The sequence below is a fragment of the Rhodococcus globerulus genome (assembly GCF_019334125.1).
GTDB classification, from domain to species: domain Bacteria; phylum Actinomycetota; class Actinomycetes; order Mycobacteriales; family Mycobacteriaceae; genus Rhodococcus_F; species Rhodococcus_F globerula.
On the sequence record NZ_CP079698.1, the window covers coordinates 2932975 to 2950197 of the forward strand.

General features: G+C 62.7%; 19 protein-coding genes. 11 read left to right on the forward strand and 8 right to left on the reverse strand.

Annotated features, from left to right (window positions below; translation table 11 throughout):
- The first annotated feature begins 207 nt into the window (after positions 1–207).
- The gene (locus KYT97_RS13200; protein ID WP_033231668.1) at positions 208–1158 is read left to right on the forward strand and encodes a GmrSD restriction endonuclease domain-containing protein; all 951 of its coding nucleotides are present in this window, start codon (positions 208–210) and stop codon (positions 1156–1158) included.
- Between the two features lie 20 nt (positions 1159–1178).
- Here KYT97_RS13200 and KYT97_RS13205 read toward each other — a convergent pair whose 3' ends face one another.
- Positions 1179–1475 carry a hypothetical protein gene (locus KYT97_RS13205; protein WP_045064566.1) on the reverse strand — a complete coding sequence of 99 codons (297 nt, stop codon included), beginning with the start codon at positions 1473–1475 and terminating at the stop codon, positions 1179–1181.
- Between the two features lie 100 nt (positions 1476–1575).
- On the opposite strand from KYT97_RS13205, the gene KYT97_RS13210 reads away from it, so the two are divergent.
- Genes KYT97_RS13210 through KYT97_RS13225 form a run of 4 tightly spaced genes read left to right on the forward strand, consistent with a single transcriptional unit; the run spans position 1576 to position 4522 of the window.
- On the forward strand, positions 1576–3078 hold the full coding sequence (locus KYT97_RS13210) for a SulP family inorganic anion transporter (RefSeq protein WP_219112496.1): 1503 nt from the start codon (positions 1576–1578) through the stop codon (positions 3076–3078).
- A 16-nt stretch (positions 3079–3094) separates the two neighbouring features.
- A complete protein-coding gene (locus KYT97_RS13215; RefSeq protein WP_033231837.1) occupies positions 3095–3493 on the forward strand; it encodes a MerR family transcriptional regulator in 399 nt (132 codons plus the stop codon).
- A gap of 14 nt (positions 3494–3507) precedes the next feature.
- On the forward strand, positions 3508–4128 hold the full coding sequence (locus KYT97_RS13220; protein WP_033231670.1) for an L-threonylcarbamoyladenylate synthase: 621 nt from the start codon (positions 3508–3510) through the stop codon (positions 4126–4128).
- Between the two features lie 13 nt (positions 4129–4141).
- Positions 4142–4522, forward strand: a complete 381-nt coding sequence (locus KYT97_RS13225) for an SdpI family protein (protein WP_033231671.1) — start codon at positions 4142–4144, stop codon at positions 4520–4522.
- Positions 4523–4532: 10 nt separating this feature from the next.
- On the opposite strand, the gene KYT97_RS13230 is transcribed toward KYT97_RS13225, so the two are convergent.
- Both KYT97_RS13230 and KYT97_RS13235 read right to left on the reverse strand, forming a co-directional pair.
- Positions 4533–5081 carry a TetR/AcrR family transcriptional regulator gene (locus KYT97_RS13230; protein ID WP_219112497.1) on the reverse strand — a complete coding sequence of 183 codons (549 nt, stop codon included), beginning with the start codon at positions 5079–5081 and terminating at the stop codon, positions 4533–4535.
- A complete protein-coding gene (locus tag KYT97_RS13235; RefSeq protein WP_219112499.1) occupies positions 5078–6310 on the reverse strand; it encodes a cytochrome P450 in 1233 nt (410 codons plus the stop codon). The genes KYT97_RS13230 and KYT97_RS13235 overlap by 4 nt, the downstream gene beginning before the upstream one ends.
- A 93-nt stretch (positions 6311–6403) precedes the next feature.
- Between KYT97_RS13235 and KYT97_RS13240 the strand changes: the two genes are divergently transcribed.
- Complete coding sequence (locus tag KYT97_RS13240) at positions 6404–7225, forward strand: glycosyltransferase family 92 protein (protein ID WP_219112500.1); 822 nt, start codon at positions 6404–6406, stop codon at positions 7223–7225.
- 95 nt (positions 7226–7320) lie between these two features.
- Here the strand turns inward: KYT97_RS13240 and KYT97_RS13245 are convergent, their stop codons facing one another.
- Positions 7321–7467: a hypothetical protein gene (locus KYT97_RS13245; RefSeq protein ID WP_181933067.1), complete on the reverse strand. Its 147-nt coding sequence runs from the start codon at positions 7465–7467 to the stop codon at positions 7321–7323.
- A gap of 205 nt (positions 7468–7672) precedes the next feature.
- Here KYT97_RS13245 and KYT97_RS13250 point away from each other — a divergent pair, with 205 nt between their 5' ends.
- Both KYT97_RS13250 and KYT97_RS13255 read left to right on the forward strand, forming a co-directional pair.
- A complete protein-coding gene (locus KYT97_RS13250; RefSeq protein WP_033231674.1) occupies positions 7673–8434 on the forward strand; it encodes an SDR family NAD(P)-dependent oxidoreductase in 762 nt (253 codons plus the stop codon).
- A gap of 365 nt (positions 8435–8799) precedes the next feature.
- On the forward strand, positions 8800–9744 hold the full coding sequence (locus KYT97_RS13255) for an alpha/beta fold hydrolase (protein WP_219112501.1): 945 nt from the start codon (positions 8800–8802) through the stop codon (positions 9742–9744).
- Here the strand turns inward: KYT97_RS13255 and KYT97_RS13260 are convergent.
- The gene (locus KYT97_RS13260; protein WP_219112503.1) at positions 9734–10744 is read right to left on the reverse strand and encodes an Lrp/AsnC family transcriptional regulator; all 1011 of its coding nucleotides are present in this window, start codon (positions 10742–10744) and stop codon (positions 9734–9736) included. The genes KYT97_RS13255 and KYT97_RS13260 overlap by 11 nt on opposite strands.
- 70 nt (positions 10745–10814) lie before the next feature.
- Here KYT97_RS13260 and KYT97_RS13265 point away from each other — a divergent pair, with 70 nt between their 5' ends.
- From KYT97_RS13265 to KYT97_RS13275, 3 genes are all read left to right on the forward strand, one after another.
- Positions 10815–11969: a M20 family metallopeptidase gene (locus KYT97_RS13265; protein WP_219112505.1), complete on the forward strand. Its 1155-nt coding sequence runs from the start codon at positions 10815–10817 to the stop codon at positions 11967–11969.
- Positions 11970–12016: 47 nt separating this feature from the next.
- Positions 12017–12775: a VOC family protein gene (locus KYT97_RS13270; protein ID WP_219112938.1), complete on the forward strand. Its 759-nt coding sequence runs from the start codon at positions 12017–12019 to the stop codon at positions 12773–12775.
- 129 nt (positions 12776–12904) lie between these two features.
- Entirely contained in the window at positions 12905–14059 is a 1155-nt protein-coding gene (locus KYT97_RS13275; protein WP_141485033.1) for an alkaline phosphatase family protein, read from the forward strand.
- Positions 14060–14125: 66 nt separating this feature from the next.
- On the opposite strand, the gene KYT97_RS13280 is transcribed toward KYT97_RS13275, so the two are convergent.
- From KYT97_RS13280 to KYT97_RS13290, 3 genes are all read right to left on the reverse strand, one after another.
- Positions 14126–15154, reverse strand: coding sequence for a beta-ketoacyl-ACP synthase III (locus tag KYT97_RS13280; protein ID WP_033231678.1), 1029 nt, complete (start codon positions 15152–15154; stop codon positions 14126–14128).
- A gap of 161 nt (positions 15155–15315) precedes the next feature.
- Positions 15316–15957, reverse strand: a complete 642-nt coding sequence (locus tag KYT97_RS13285) for a response regulator transcription factor (RefSeq protein WP_141485034.1) — start codon at positions 15955–15957, stop codon at positions 15316–15318.
- On the reverse strand, positions 15945–17171 hold the full coding sequence (locus KYT97_RS13290) for a sensor histidine kinase (protein ID WP_219112507.1): 1227 nt from the start codon (positions 17169–17171) through the stop codon (positions 15945–15947). The genes KYT97_RS13285 and KYT97_RS13290 overlap by 13 nt, the downstream gene beginning before the upstream one ends.
- Positions 17172–17223: the final 52 nt, after the last annotated feature.

A 17223-nucleotide genomic window follows, 5' to 3' on the forward strand; every position in this document is an offset into this window, starting at 1 on the left:
GAAGTCGATACCGACTTCCGGGCCTTTGTGTTGCTTCGACGCTCCGCCCGACTCCCTGTTTCAGAGCGAACGTACCTCTCGGCGCATCCAAGGCGACGAAAGGTGCGTTCGCTCGGTCTGTTTCGGTCCACTTCGTCCGCTTCAGACCGAAATGTCGCGAATGACATACTTGTAGTTCGTCTCTAAACAGAAATGAGCTCTCGACACATGTCACGCACGGCAATCAGCAGGCGCAGCGCAGCTGCTGTTTCGATCGGCTTTGTTGCCGCACTGATCCTCGGCGGGTGCTCCAGCTCGTCAGCCGCCGAAACCGGCAGTCTCGGTTCAGGTATCGGATCCGGTGTCACCACCAGCTCGTCGGCGCTCACGAGCGACAATGCTGCTGTATCCGCCGCTTCCACACTGTTGGCGCAAATTCCGATCAAGGGACGCGCCCCCAAAACCGGATACGACCGCGCGTTGTTCGGCACGGCCTGGACCGACGATGTCGACGTCGAGTTCGGCCACAACGGCTGCGACACCCGTAACGACATCCTGGCCCGCGACCTGACTGCCCTCACGTACAAGGACGGCAACCGGTGCACGGTGCAGACCGGAACGCTCGAGGATCAGTACACCAACACCACGATTGCCTTCACCCGTGGTCAGGACACGTCGTCAGCAGTCCAGATCGACCACGTCGTAGCGCTGTCCGACGCCTGGCAGAAGGGCGCTCAACAACTCGACACGCAGACGCGCACCAACCTCGCCAACGACCCACGCAACCTGCGAGCCGTCGACGGTCCCGCCAACCAACAAAAATCCGATTCCGACGCCTCGTCGTGGCTGCCGCCCAACCGGGGATACCGCTGCCAGTACGTCGCTGCGCAGGTCGAGGTAAAAGCCGCGTACAGATTGTGGGTGACCCAGGCCGAACACGACACCATCGCCGGAATCCTCCAGGACTGCACGGGAACTGCTCCGGTGCAGCCCGCCACATCCCCGCCACTTGTCACGTCCAAGCCGATTGTCACCTCGGCTCCGGCAGCGGCGGTGACCGCGCCGTTCAAGAACTGCGCGGCGGCCAAAGCTGCGGGCGCAGCTCCCGTACGTATCGGTGACCCCGGATACGGTGCCCACCTCGACGGAGACGGCGACGGCGTGGCCTGCGAGAAGTAACCGCCTGCGGGAAGTAACGCTCAGCCAGGTGTGTCCTCGATCGTCCACTGAGGATGCTCCCGCTGCGGCGTGACGCTGATCGCGCGGTAGGAGTAGCCGTCCTGCTGCGTGATCTCCCAGGTGAAGTCGACGGTTTCACCGACAAACAGTTCCCTGTATCCGCCACGGATCATCCGCGAATGGCCGGGCTTCAGTTCAGGCAACGCGTCGGCCCAGATATGGGAGTAGAAGGCCCAGCAGCCGCCGGGCGTATCAGCGGATTCGATCACGCCCCAACCTTGCTCGCCGTTCCAGATCGAGACGGTTCCCTTGCTCATCGTTCGATACTCGCACGGCAGCCTGGCCCCTGACGAGCAGATTTACACTCTCCCCTCCCGGGAGGGTAGGGTCTGACGATCTCGTAAGGACGGAACCCTGATGGCTGCAACCACACTCGACACCACCGCCGACGACGGCACCGTACGGTCTGCGCTGCGCTCGCCCCGGCGCCTCAAAACCGAAGTGCTCGGCGGCCTCGTTGTTGCCCTGGCACTTATCCCCGAGGCGATTTCGTTCTCGATCATCGCCGGTGTGGATCCGCGGGTGGGTCTGTTCGCGTCGTTCACCATGGCCGTCACCATCGCGATTGTCGGTGGCCGTCCGGCGATGATCTCGGCAGCCACGGGCGCAGTTGCACTGGTTGTAGCGCCCCTGACGCGGGATTACGGCATCGACTACCTCATTGCCACTGTTCTGCTGGCCGGAGTCCTGCAAATCGTGCTGAGTCTGCTCGGGGTGGCAAAACTGATGCGGTTCATTCCGCGCAGTGTGATGGTGGGATTTGTCAACGCACTCGCGATCCTGATCTTCATCACCCAGATTCCCCACCTGATCGGTGTGCCGTGGCTGGTCTATCCACTTCTTGTGTGCGCCATGCTGATTCTGATATTCCTCCCCAAACTGACCACCGCTGTCCCGGCGCCGCTGGTGGCCATCGTCGTGCTGACCGCGGTAACAGCCGTCTTCTCGTTCGACGTGCCCAATGTCGGTGACGAGGGCGAACTTCCGTCGAGCTTGCCGACTTTGATGTTCCCCGACGTCCCACTGACGATGCACACGCTCTCGGTCATCGCGCCGTTTGCGCTGGCCATGGCATTGGTCGGACTTCTCGAATCATTGATGACTGCAAAGCTTGTCGACGACATCACCGACACTCACTCGAACAAGACTCGCGAGGGCTGGGGGCAGGGAGTTGCCAACATCGTCACCGGAATCTTCGGCGGCATGGGCGGTTGCGCGATGATCGGACAGACGATGATCAACGTCAAGGTCTCAGGAGCGCGAACCCGGATTTCCACCTTTCTGGCCGGAGTGTTCCTGCTGATCCTGGTGGTCGGCCTCGGCGATGTGGTGGCCTTGATCCCCATGGCTGTTCTGGTCGCAGTGATGATCATGGTGTCCGTCGGCACCCTCGATTGGCACAGCATCAATCCTAAAACTCTGCGGCGCATGCCCCTTGGCGAGACCGTCGTCATGCTCGTGACCGTCGCCGTCACGGTAGCGACGGAAAACCTCGCGTACGGCGTCATCGTCGGAGTCATCACAGCCATGGTGATATTTGCCCGTCGCGTCGCTCATCTGACCGAGGTGGTCGACATTGCGCATCCCGACGAGAACACGCGGGTCTACGCGGTGCGCGGCGAACTGTTCTTCGCGTCGAGCAATGACCTGATCTACCAGTTCGACTACGCCGGCGACCCGCAGAACGTGATCATCGATCTCTCCGGCGCCCATATCTGGGATGCGTCCACCGTCGCTACGCTGGACGCGATCACCACAAAATATGCAGCTCGTGGCAAGAACGTCGAGATCGTCGGCCTGGACGCCGCATCCGCGGAACGTCACGTCCACTTGTCCGGCCGGATGGGAGCAGGTCACTGACATGGAAAACAAGCCCATGAGGATCGGCCAGGTTGCCGAGCGCACCGAATTGTCGATCAAAACCATTCGCCACTACGACGATGTCGGGTTGGTGACGCCATCCGAGCGCAGCGGCGGGGGTTTCCGGCTCTACACCGAATCCGACGTCGAACGCCTGCTCGTGATTCGGCGGATGAAGCCACTCGGATTCACCCTGGACGAGATGAAACAGCTGCTCGAATCCTTGTCGATCCTGGCCGACGACGCCGCTGATCCCCTATCGCGGACCACGGCAACCGAATTCATCTCGGCCTGCCATACGCGCGCCGAGGACAGCTGCAACCACCTGCGCAAACAGCTTGCCTACGCCGAGGAGTTGACGGCAGTGCTCGCAGCACCGATTTCGGCAGAGTTCCCGGCACAACTGCGTCCCTGAACTAGGCTGGACACATGGCCAGATACTTCGATGTCCACCCGCACGACCCGCAGCCGCGTGCGATCAGCCAGATCGTCGCAATGCTTCGGGACGATGCCCTCATCGCGTACCCGACAGATTCCTGCTACGCCTTGGGCAGCCGGATGGACAACCACGGTGGCGTTGATCGGATTCGCGACATCAGGGCGCTGCGCTCCGATCACCATTTCACCTTGGTGTGCGCGGACTTCTCACAGCTCGGCCACTTCGTGCATGTGAACAACGCCGCGTTTCGCGCTGTAAAAGCTGCCACGCCAGGGCAATACACGTTCATCCTGCCCGCAACCAAGGAAGTGCCGCGGCGCCTTGCACATCCGAAGAAGAAAACCGTCGGCGTGCGAATCCCGAACCATCCGGTAGTGCGTGCCCTTTTGCACGAACTCGGCGAACCGCTGCTCTCGAGCACCCTGATATTGCCCGGTGCAGAAGAACCCATGACGGATGGTTGGCTGATCAAGGAAGAACTCGACAACCAGCTCGACGCCGTTATCGACTCGGGCGATTGTGGCACCGAACCGACAACTGTCGTCGACTTCTCGTCCGGTGCACCGGAGGTTGTCCGCGTCGGCGGCGGCGACCCGTCACGTTTCGAGTAAGCGCTTCGATTTCATGTCGCAATCTCAGGATCTGGTCGGCGCTGTACTCGGATTGTCGATCGGCACCATAACCCTGGTGGCCGTTGCATCGCTGATCGCGAAGTTTCCCGGCGACGAGCCGAACTCCGTGATGGGAATACGCACCAAAGCAACCATGTCGAGCCCCGAAGCTTGGCAGCAGGCCCATCAAGCCGCCCGCCCAGGGCTGCGGCGGGCAACATGGATTGCGCTGGCCGGCTTTGCTGTTCAGCTTGGCATCGCCATCACGATCGGCGTCGGGACTGCTGCTTCTGCGACGGCGGCCGCAGTCGTGTTTGCCGCGGTGACGGTCGCGATCCTGGCTGCCGCACTGACCGGCAACAGGGTCGCGCGAGAAATTCAGTGCCGCAACTGAATCCGCTCTCCTAGGTGTGAATCAGGACACCGGCAACAAACGCCTTCACCAGAGCCCGCTCGTCACGCGCGTCGACGCCAGGCACCATGAGGAGCGAGAGAATGACTCGCACCGTCCACTTCGCCTGAGCCGCGGCGGCACTGCTGCCGAGAAACGCGGCACCCAATCCGTTGACGACCTCGGACGAATTCGCAAGCTCACCGGCCAGACTCGCGTCGCCCGGCAAAAACCACACCGCCAGGATCGGGGTACTGCGCACCGCGGACACCGCCGCGAGGATCGCCGTTTCGAGTCGCTCCTGCGGATCGGCGATCGGCGCAACAGTCGCGGCAATGGCAGCACCCAGTGTGCGAGCCTCACGGTGAACAAACGCAACGTGCAGTGCCTGCCGATTCTCGAAATAGCGGTACAGAGTGGCACGGGAACAACCTGCAGCAGAGGCTATCTCAGCCATTCCCACCGCGCCTACGCCCTTCTCGACAAACAATAATGCCGCGCTGTCGAGGATCTTCTCGGCAGCAGCAAGGGCCCGGCCGTCCCCCAGCCAGTCGTTACTCACGACGCGTTCACCGACAGCGGAGCCGTCAGCGGACGGCGGACGTAGTTTCCCGGTGCGTACGTCATCGCGTCGATGTCGACGTGAAAGTCGGGAATGCGAGCCAGCAACTCTTCCAACGCAACTCGCGCTTGCATACGAGCAGCCGACGCACCCAGACAGTGATGTGCTCCGTGACTGAACGTCAAGATCTTCTGCGGTTTGCGCAGCACATCGAGTTCACCGGCATCGGGGCCGTACTTCGATGGGTCACGATTAGCTGCTCCGTACATCAACAGCACCTTGCGCCCGGCCGGAATAGTCTTGCCACCCAAGCTCACATCGCGGGTGACGGTTCGAGCAAGACCCTGCACCGGCGACGTGAGTCGCAACAGTTCCTCGACCGCGTCGGTGATCAGTTCCGGATCGTCGATCAGAAGCTGACGCTGGTCGACTCGCTCGGTCAGCATCGCCACCGAACCGCCCAACATCCCTGTTGTGGTGTCGTTTCCGCCTGCCACCATGGTGAACGCAAATCCCAGGATCGACAGCAAACCACTGATGTCCCCCTCCTCGCCGAGTCCTGCCGCCAGAAGGTGTGAAATCGTATCGTCGCCCGGTTCCACCTTGCGTCGCTCGACCAACGACGCGAAGTACATCATCAACTCACCGGTCGCGGCCTGCGCCGTTGTTGCTGCGGCGAGCGCACCCCCGGCAGAATTGGCCGCCACGATCGCCTCCGTCCACCCGTCGAACTGGTCGCGATCGGATTCCGGAACCCCCAGGTAGTGCGCAACAACCATCGACGGCAGTGGCTTGAAAAGTTCGACGACGATGTCACCGCCGCCGCGAGCTTTCAGTGCCTCGATGCGCTCGACGACAAACTCCCGAACCATCGGTTCGACGGCAGACACCTGGCGGGGCGTGAATCCCTTGGAGACCATGCGGCGGAACTCCGACTGAGCCGGCGGATCCTGCATCACAAAAGGTGGATTGTCCTGCATACCTATCTGTTCCAGCTCGCCGTAGACGGTGGTCAGACCCTTGGCGGACGAGTACGTCTGGTAATCCCGCGCTGCGTTGTAGACGTCCTCATGGCGCGTGAAAACCCAATAGTCATCGCCGGGCGCCTCGGGGACCACATGATGAACGGGGTCGTACTCACGCAAGGCGTCGTACATCGCCCAGGGCGATCGCCAGGATTCCCCGGTCGACGGAACAAACCGTGGCAAGTGTGACACAGATGACGTCATGCCTCGACTATGAGGCAGAATCATGATTATGTCAATGCTTGGTGTTCAATGGTTGGTGCTCATGGGATGCGCCCGCCGCATTATCGTGTTGCCATGAGCACGGAGCACAGTTCCAGCAGCAAGACCCGCACCGTTGTCGCAGTCCTCCTCCCGCGCGAACACCTGCCCTTCATCCGCGATTGGTGCGTGCACCACATCGAACAGGGATGGGACATCGTGTTGTACGACAACACCGGCTCCGTTGGATCGTCGCGGCGCAGCAGCGCCTTCAGCCTGAACCGGTGGCACGGAGGAAGCGTCGACAAGCGCGGAAACTCATACGGCGCGTACACCGAAACACTGTCCGACAGTGACGTTCAAGCAGCATTTCGCCGCGAACTGCAGGGCCTCCCGGTCACGGTCGTCGAATGGCAACCCCGGAATACGGAAGGCCGGATAGTGCACGGCCAGGTCGAGGCATACGTCGACTACATCACGAGATTTCGCACAACTGTCGCCTGGAGCGCCTTCATCGACGCCGACGAATACCTCCAGCACGCACCGGGATTGAACTGGGACGACCTACTGCACGCTGCATCGGAACAGGACTGCCACCGCATCCAACTCGACGCACTGGTCTACGAATCACGCTGGACCAGCCGCGGAGAACCACGCGAACTGCGAAGCCTCACATGCCAAGGGCTGCAAGAGTACGGCTGCAAGAACATCGTTCGCCTGTCGGAAGTTCTCGAGGCCGACATTCACTGGTACTGGCAAACCACGGGGGAAGACACCCGCATCACACCGGACCGCTCGCTCTTCTGGTTCCGTCACTACCGCGGCAGCGAGGCAGTCCTCGACCTCACGCCGAAGAAGAACTACACCCGGCCGGACACTGCCGAAAGTCTGGAAGTTCCGCAGGCTCGCTTCCGATGAATGTGTCTGCAAGACACAGATATTGGAACGGTAGATAGACCTCCGGCCCGCGACCTGTTGCCAGTTCGCGGGCCGGAGATTAGATCAGAGACAGATCAGGAGCCGGTGCCGGCGTTGATCAGTCCGGCGATTCCGAGAATCGCGCCAACGCCGCCGATAAGGCCCGCGATCGGCGAAGCGTACTTCGCCAGGTCGGCGAGCAACTTAGCGGTATCGGGATCAATGCTGCCTGTGGTTGCCATGTCTAGCTCCTCATCATGGAATGTGTGCGCGGGCCCCGCGCCGGGTATGTAACCGCGCTCACATTAGCTGTAAGACGGCCTAATTTAAAAGTGGTTCCACTGAGTGGGATATAGATCACATCCCGACCAGTAAGAAGCCAGGAGAAATACTGCGCGGAGGAGGCAACCATTCGGGGACCGCTAAATGACGAGCAGGAGAACAACAGTGGGCAAATTGGACGGAAAAGTGGCGCTCATCACAGGCGCCGGCCAAGGCGTTGGGCAGGGAGTCGCATTTGCCCTGGCCAAGGAAGGTGCGTCCATTGCAGTTGTCGGTCGCACCGAATCGAAGCTCGTGGACACATGCAAGGAAATCGCCGACCGTGGTGGCCGCGCCGAGCCCGTGCTGGCCGATGTCAGCGACGGAGACTCCATCACCGCTGCTGTTGACCGAACCGTCGAACTGTTCGGCGGCGTCGACATCCTCGTCAACAACGCGAGCCTGAACCCCCTGGGCAACATTCTGGATCTGACGCCCGAGAAGCTGGCTGCCGGACTCGAGTCCGGGCCCGTGGCAACACTGCGCACGATGCAGGCGTGCTACCCGTCGATGAAGGCCCGTGGCGGCGGCGCGATCATCAACATGGTCAGCTCGGTGGCCGTTCGGTGGGACGCCAGCGGCTACGGCGGGTACGCGGCCGTCAAGGAGTCCGTGCGTGCGCTCACGCGTGCAGCAGCCTGCGAGTGGGGTGTGGACGGGATCCGTGTTCTTGCTGTCGCGCCACACGCGTCGTCGCCCGGTTTGCAGCGGTGGGCCGAGGCTCGCCCCGAGGAAGCAGCGGCCTTCGTTGCCAGCATTCCGATGCGCCGCATCGGTGACTGCGAAAACGACATCGGCACTGCCGTCGCGTTCCTCGTCGGACCCGATGCCGGTTACCTGACCGGTGCCACAATCCCACTCGACGGTGGACAGTCCCGCTGGGGATGACAGAACTGTGAGCGGCCCTGGATCGATTACCGATTCAGGGCCGTTCGACTGTGCTTTTACTACGATCACCCAGCAATGTCCTGTCCTCAGCCGTTGATCGGTGAAATACAAATGCCACCAAAGCGGACGACAGGCTCAGAACAGTCAGAATGATTAACCCGACCATCCACCACATGGCTGCCAGTATGCCGGACGGTGCGTCTGCGGTGACAAGCACCCGAACGAGATCGTACAAACCGGACAACTGCGAAACCGTTTCTGCCACAGTCCAATAGACCAGTGGCGTTCGGCGCCGCTACAACACACTGCGTGATCGACGGCACAGGGCACTCACACGATCAACAAATACAGGGCATTCTGGAGGGATGACTTTGCCCCGTTCCGCCGTGGAAGCCGTCGACACTGCGCTCAGTGCCCCGTGGGGCGGAATCAGCAACATCGCCGACCTCGACGGGGACATGCACTGGGTAGATTTCGGCGGACCGGAAGACTCGACACCGATCGTCCTGGTCCACGGACTTGGCGGCTCGCATTTGAACTGGGTCCGGGTGGCGCCGACCCTGGCGAAGCACACACGTGTCTACGCGGTGGATCTGCCTGGCTTCGGCCTCACCCAGGCTCACGGTCGCACTACACACATTCAGGCAAATGCCGCACTCCTGAACCGGTTTATCGACACGGTTGTCGGGAAACCGGTCATTCTGTTCGGCAACTCGATGGGCGGAATGGTATCTGCCCTCGCTACCGCCGCCCGCCCTGATTCGGTGGCCGGCCTGGTATTGGTCGACCCGGCACTGCCGCTACCGATTCGGATCCCCGACCCCGTTATCGCTGCCCAATTCCTCGTGTACGCGCTGCCCTATGTGGGGGAACAGGCAATGAGCCTTGGCCGACGGACGATGACGGACGAGCAGTTGGCCACGCAGATGACCAACCTCTGCTTCGTGGACCCCACCCGCGCCGACTCCGAGGTGGTTGCAGCAGGCGCGGCCCTGTCGAAGATCCGGCGTGGCTTTGCCACTCAGGACGCAGAGTTCCTACAAGCCGCACGATCACTGCTCACCGTGTTGGCCCGTCCACAGAAGTATCGAAAAGCATTGCGCGACATCAGTGCTCCCACCCTCCTGCTGCACGGCGAGCGCGATCGCCTCGTCTCGGTAGCGGCGGCACGATCTGCCGCCGCAGCACATCCTCACTGGACCACGATCATCCTCGGCGACACCGGGCACACTCCCCAACTTGAACTGCCCGACGAGTTCAACCGTCATGTCCTGGCATGGCTCTCGCACACGAGCCTGATCACGACCTGACACTCACCGGAACCACACCGATGGATCGGCCGTCCCGATCGAGCAAGTGCCCCATCAGTTTTGGCGTGTCCAGAACAACTCGCCGGTCCACCACTTCGAGCGTCGGCACCCGGGCAGCCAAGTCCGCTTCAAGTGCCGCGAGGTCAGGCAGTGCGCGAAACCACCCGGCAAAGAAGAGGTTGTTCGAGCCGGCGACGGAGGCAACAAGACGAATCTCCGTCCGGGCCCGCAGGATTCGCGCCGCACGCTCCGCATCGAGCACTGGAATCCGAGCCGTGAACAGTACCCGGATCGGCCGCCCCGTCGCGAATCTCGCCAATTCACAACGCAACAGGGTGTGTTGCGACAGAGCGCGGCCAAGCCGTCGACGAGCCGTCGAGGTGCTGATCTCGAGTTCATGAGCCAGTTCGGTCACCGACACGCGCGGTCTGCGTCCGAGAACGTCGATCACGGCGACCGTTGCCCGGTCCAACGGATGTCGGCGGCCGAGTGGCGGTGGTGCCACCCCTGATTCACGCAGCGTCCGAACACCGGACGGTTCGAGAGTGCCCAGCCGCCAACGGCTTCCCTCGGTGAATACCCTGGTGACAGGATGCACCACGACGTCGGTCACCCCGTCCTGAAGTTGCAGATCGTCGAGTATGTATCGAGCCAGCGCATCTGTGCCGACAAACAACGCTTCCGCCATGACTGCGCAACCACCCGAGTGAACGTTCACGCTCATCACATGCGCGTGCGCCACGAGTTCGTCGACGATCCGTTTGCGTGATCGAGGTTCGCACCGGATGTCGAGGAATGCCAACACCGATCCCGCGTCGGCGGCCGGGTACGCCGCTATCCAGGCAGTGCCCGAGTCGGTGAGAGATCTCCACCGACGCGCAGCGGTCACCGGATCAACCCCGACAACGCTGCCGATCAACGCCCACGGTGCGCGCGGCTGTACCTGCATCGCGTGGACGATTCGCAGATCGATCTCGTCCAAAACTATCGAATCCTGCATGAAGAAATAAATTAGTACACAAATACTGCATTTTGGTCCGCAGATCCCAGCGCGAACGCAGTCTCAGACGATGACGACAAAAGATCGCGCGGCCAAGCACCTCGACACCATCTCCGATGCCGCACTGGCACTGAGTCACCAGATCCATGAAGATCCCGAACTCGCGTTTGCCGAATACAACGCGTCGGCCGCCGTCGCGGACATGCTCGAGGGTGCCGGTTTTGCGGTCGAGCGCGGTGTTGCCGGACTCCCGACCGCACTCGCCGCTACGTACGGCAACGGCGAACTCGTGATCGGACTGTTTGCCGAGTACGACGCGCTCCCGGACATCGGACATGCCTGCGGGCACAACATCATCGCCTCGTCCGCTGTGACTGCGGGATTGCTCCTCGCACCGTTGGCCGACGAATTGGGAATCACCGTGGCCGTCTTCGGTACTCCCGCCGAAGAGGGCGGCGGCGGAAAGGTCGTGATGCTCGAGGAGGGCATCTTCGATTCACTGCACTGCGCCATGATGGTGCACCCCGGCGCGGGAGACCTGCGCGCCCCCAACATGCTTGCCATCTCGCACCTCGACGTCGAGTACACCGGGGTGTCCTCACACGCGTCGTTTGCCGTCGGCGCCGTCAACGCGGCCGACGCGTTCACCGTCGCCCAGGTGAGCATCGGTCTACTGCGACAGCATCTTCCGAAGGACGTTCAAGTTCACGGCTACGTCAGCGACGCCGGAGTCGCACCCAATGTCATTCCCGGTAGTTCCCACGGAACGTACGCCGTCCGAGCCGAAACGCTGGGCGGCGTCGAAGCAGCCCAGCCCAAGGTAGAGCAGTGCTTCACCGCCGGTGCCATCGCGACGGGTTGCGACATCGCGATGACGTCACCGTCGCCCGCATACGCGGAGTCACGGTGGGATCAGCAGTTGAGCGTTCTGTACCAGGAGAATCTCGAGGCTCTCGGTCGCACGTTCTTCGATTACAACGGTCCGGCAGCCGGATCGACGGACATGGGCAATGTCTCGCACCGCATCCCGACCATCCATCCCATCATCGGAATCGAATGCAACGGCTCCGGCAATCACCAGCCCGAGTTCACTGCGTACTGCCGCTCCGAGACCGGCGACAAAGCCGTCCTGGACGGCGCGCTGGGACTGGCGTGGACGGCGATCGACTGTGCAACTGATGCGGAGGTGCGTGCCCGACTCCTTGAAGGGCCTGCGGCCCCGTGAGCCTTTTCGGTAGCGTCGACTACCACAACGACGCACAGGAGGAACTCATGCTCGACGGAACTCCCTGTTGGATCGACCTCACCAGTTCGGACACCGAGGTCGCGAAGAACTTCTACACCAACGTGTTCGGCTGGCAGGTCGACGGCAACGACGATCCGCAGTACGGCGGATACGCCATCTTCAGCAAGGACGGGCAGCCCATTGCCGGTCTCGGCCCCCAGCAGGAGGGCAATCCGTACGGCAACATCTGGACCACCTATATCTCGTCCTCCGACGCGGCTGCCTCGGCCGCCAAAGCGGAGGCGGCCGGCGGCACGATCATGATGCCGTCCATGCAGGTCGGCGAGCAGGGGAGCATGGCGATTGTCGGCGATCCGGCCGGTGCGGTGATCGGAATCTGGCAGCCCGATCAGCATGAGGGATTCGGTGTGGTCGGAGTTCCCGGCGCTCCGGTATGGCACGAGACGATGTCGAAGAATTACACGGCGGCTCTGCCGTTCTACGCGGATGTGTTCGGCTGGCAGTTCGAGTCGATGGGTGACACGGACGAGTTCCGCTATTCACAGGCCAAGCTGGGCGGCCCCGCGATTGCCGGCGTCATGGATGCCAGTTCGTTCCTGCCGACGGAGGTGCCGTCCTTCTGGCAGGTGTACTTCGGCGCCGACGACACCGATGCCGCGGTCGCAAAGGTCGTCGAGTTCGGTGGCAGCGTCATCGCGGCCCCTGAGGACACCCCGTTCGGACGCCTGGCGGGTGTCGCAGATCCACTAGGGGCGGCGTTCCGTATTTCGACCATCGTGGGCTGAGGGCCTGCGGCCCTGTGCGCCTTTCCGGTAGCGCCGACTACCAAAAAGGCGCACGGGGGCTTCGCCCCCAATTTGAACGCATGCCCAGAAGGTATGCAGTTTTCGGCGTTCACCGCCTAATCTCATGGGATGCCCGCCCCCGCACCTCTCCTCGATGTGTACTCACAACCGACACTGTCGACCCTTGCGCCGTCAATTCTCGCCTCGCTGGGAGTTGCCGGCGAGGCCAATCGACTGAATCTGCCACCCAGCAAGAGAACGGTGATCTTGCTGGTCGACGGTATGGGAGCCAATCTCCTGGCGCGCAATGCCGAGCATGCCCCGTACTTGAACTCTTGGGTGGGCTCCCCCATCCGCGCCGGATTTCCCACGACGACGGCCACCAGCATCGTGTCCCTGGGAACCGGCCTCCCGTCGGGCGCGCACGGCATTACCGGCTACCAGTCGTACGTCGAGGAAGCCGATGCGGTGTTCAACTGGCTCGGATGGCATCCCACCGGGAAAAAAGAGTCGTACGCCGATTCGATCGTCCCCGAGGTTCTTCAACCGGAAGCCACGACGTTCAACCGGGCGCAGGCCGCAGGCATCACTGTGACGACGGTTGTCCCGTCCAAGTTCGACGGCAGCGGACTTACTCGCGCGGGCATGCGCGGGGCAGCTTTTGCCGGCATTCAGGCGTACGGCGATCTGGTGGCTCGCACGGTTGCCGTCGCAAAATCCGCGGAGCGCACGTTCACGTATTGCTATATCAGCGAGATCGACGCCCTCGGGCATGTGTACGGACCTGAATCGGAGCCGTGGCTCCAGCAACTGTCACTGGTCGATCGTGTCGTCGAACAACTCGCCGCTGCTCTCGGTCCGGACGTGACTCTGATCGTGACCGCCGACCACGGAATGGTCGAGATCACCGACGCAAACAAAATCGACTACGACAACTCGCCGGTCCTGTCCAAAGACGTCCTCGCGCTCGCCGGCGAACCACGCTGCCGGCACATCCACACCCGCGAAGGTGCGGCAGCCGACGTGGCTGCGCGGTGGCGAGCCGAACTCGGCGACCGGATGTGGATCGGCACACGGGCCGAGGGCATTGTCGCCGGATTATTCGGCCCCTCAGTACATTCCGCGTTTCACGGGCGAATCGGCGACGTCATCGCCATCGCCACCGACGATGTTGCTGTGGTGCGCCGCTCGGTGGAATCAGGCCTGGCCGGGCTGCCCGGTCAGCACGGCGCCCTCACACCGGACGAACTACTGATCCCACTACTGTCGTCGCCGACCCGCTGAGCCGAACCAAACATAACGAGAGCCCGCGAACCTGTTCGGTTCGCGGGCTCTCGTCTGTGAGGAAGATCAGGCGTTCGGATCAGTTCCGAGCGGCGGCAGGATGACGACCTGGCCGGCGTAGGACAGTCCGGCACCGAAGCCGACCAACAGGGCCTTGTCGCCCGGCTTGACCTGGCCGTCGCGGAGCATCTGCTCCATGGCCAGCGGCACCGAAGCTGCGGACGTGTTGCCCGTCTCGGCAATGTCGTTGGAGACCGGGAATCCCTCGGGCAGCTTCATGCTGCGCGCGATGACCTCGTTGATGCGCTGGTTGGCCTGGTGCGGCACAAACGCGTCGATGTCATCGATGGTCAGACCCGACTTCTCGAGCGTGCGCGTGGCAACCTTGCCCATTTCGAAAGCAGCCCAACGGAATACGGCCGTGCCGGCCATCTTGATCCACGGCCGAGCGCCTTCGGGCTTCTCGATGAACTCGAGCCAGCTCGGCTCCTGCTTGATGGCGTCGGACTGACTTCCGTCCGAACCCCACTCGACGGGGCCGATTCCCACGGTGTCACTGACACCGACGATGACGGCGCCGGCGCCGTCGCCGAAGATGAAGCGCACACTGCGGTCGGTCGGCTCGGTGGTGTCACTCATGCGGTCGACGCCGACGACAAGTGCGTAGTCGGCAGTTCCGCCGCGGATCAGGTCGTTGGCGACACCGAGTGCGGTGCTGAATCCGGCACAGCCGGCAGCCAGGTCGAATGCGGCCGGACCGTTCATACCGAGTTCGTGAGCGATCACCGATGCGGCCTGCGGCGTCTGCAGGTCGTAGGTGGAGGTGGCGATGATGACAGCGCCGATCTGCTCGGGAGCGATGCCACTGGCAGCCAGGGCGCCACGTGCGGCACCGAGAGACATCGCGACGACGCCTTCGCCGTCGCCGGCAAAGCGGCGCGACTTGATGCCTGTGCGGGTCTGAATCCACTCGTCCGTGGAATCGATCGTCTCGCAGATCTCGTCGTTGGTCACAACCCGCTCAGGGCGGTGAACGCCGAGCCCGAGAAGGACGGACTGCCGACCTCCGGCCACACTGGCAATCGGCTTACCCATTGATCGATCTCCTCGTTGCTTCAGGTGCTTGACTCGTTTCCGAGATCACACGTTACGTAGCGGACATACGCCCACGCCTCTCAGGTCACCGTTAGGTTACGACAACAACATGAGGCTGGCTCACATTACGCTTGCGGCGCGTCCGCCGTCCAGATGTTCGGTCAAGCCCGCAAATGGGCTAGAACAGCTAGAACCCGACGATGTCCGCTTTGGGAAGTCGACAGGCCGAGCTTCGCGAAGATATTTCCTATGTGCTTGCTCACAGCAGTGTCGCTGACAACCAGTTTGTGCGCGATTTCCTGATTTCCCAACCCTTCTGCCATTAAACCGAGCACTTCCGATTCCCTCGGAGTGAGTGCGCGAATGGGATCGTCGGCGCGACGACGGCTCATCAGTTGGGATACCACCTCGGGATCCATGACGGTTCCGCCGCCGATCACCCGCTCGAGAGCGTCGACAAATTCGGCGACCTTGCCGACACGTTCCTTCAGGAGGTATCCCACACCGCCTGCGCCACCCGCGAGCAGCTCACCGGCGTAGCGGTCCTCCACGTACGCCGAGAGGACCAGAACGGGGAAGCCTGGCCGTGCCTTGCGAACCTCTATCGCGGCCCGCAGACCCTCGTTGGTGAACGTGGGCGGCATCCGCACGTCCAGGACACCGGCGTCTGGGGCCGTTTCCTCGAACACCGACAGGAACTGGTCCGCGTCCGGCACCGCCACGACCTCGTAGCCCTCCCCGCGCAACAGCAGCGCCAGTCCCTCACGCAGCAAAGCATCGTCCTCGGCAATCAGTATCCGCACGGCAGTTCCACCCTCATCGTTGTCGGCCCACCGGCCGGACTGTCCAGGACCACAGTTCCCTCGAATGCTTCGACCCGACGCCTGATGCCGGCGAGACCGCCCCCGAGGCGCTCGCTCGCGCCGCCGTGTCCGTTGTCGAGAACATCGATTGTCATGGTCTCAGGATCGGATTTCGTGGCCGCTCGCACAGTGACGGCGTGTGCTCCACTGTGTTTGGCGACGTTGGTCAGCGCCTCGGCCACCACGAAGTAGGCAGCGGCCTCCACCGCGGCGGGAGCGCGTCGTAGGTTCTCGATCTCGAGCACACAGGGCACGGTTGAACGTCCAGCAAGAGCGGACACCGCACCGTCCAGCCCGAGTTCGTCGAGAATCGGCGGGTAGATGTCGTGAACAAGCGCCCGTAGCTCGCTCAGTGCTTCCGTGGCTGCCGCCTGCGCCCGGTGCACCTGCGGAAGCGCCTGATCCGGATTGTTCGACAGGGCCCGCTCGGCCATTCCCAGCATCATCACCACCGCCACCAGACGATTCTGGGCACCGTCGTGCAGATCCCGCTCGATGCGTTTGAGTTCTGCCGAGTGTGCGTCCAACGCCGCCGCACGACTTGCGGTCAATTCGCTCACCCGCCGCGACAGATCTGCCCGGGCATCCTTCGCCAGCAGAGACGACGCCAACAGAGACAACCACCGCGCCATCGCCGGAATCAGCCACCACGCCAACAACAAATACAGAGCGCCCACGACGGGCATGCCGGCCGCTCCCAACCACGACGTCACGGGATAGGGATTGGACACCGGCTCGTCGGCGGGCATTGCCTGCCAATAGAACGGAACCGCAAAGGTATTGAGCGCGCCCAGTGGCAACGCGACGGTGAGAAGTCCGGCGACGGGCGCTCCCATCGCGTGGAGAACCAACCAGCCGCCGTCGCGTCGCGTCGACCGTTCGGTGAGCAGTCGACGCAGATCCCCTATCCCCGGATTGGCCGGCATGGGCGGATAGCGATGGGGAACAGCAGAACCCGAGTAGCGAGCCGAACGAGCACGGGCAAGATCCGCCCACCACCGCAACACACGCACGTACGACGGAACCAGCGCCCACCCCACGATCAGCACCGACAACGAGAGCAGGACCATGCCCGCTATCACCAAAGCCAGGGACACCACGCCGGCGCAACCCTCGACAAGCACGTAGCGCACTGCCCGAAACCTCTGCTTCACCGTCCCAGCATGCCGCACTCACCGCGCAGATCCACTACAGCTGGCTACACCA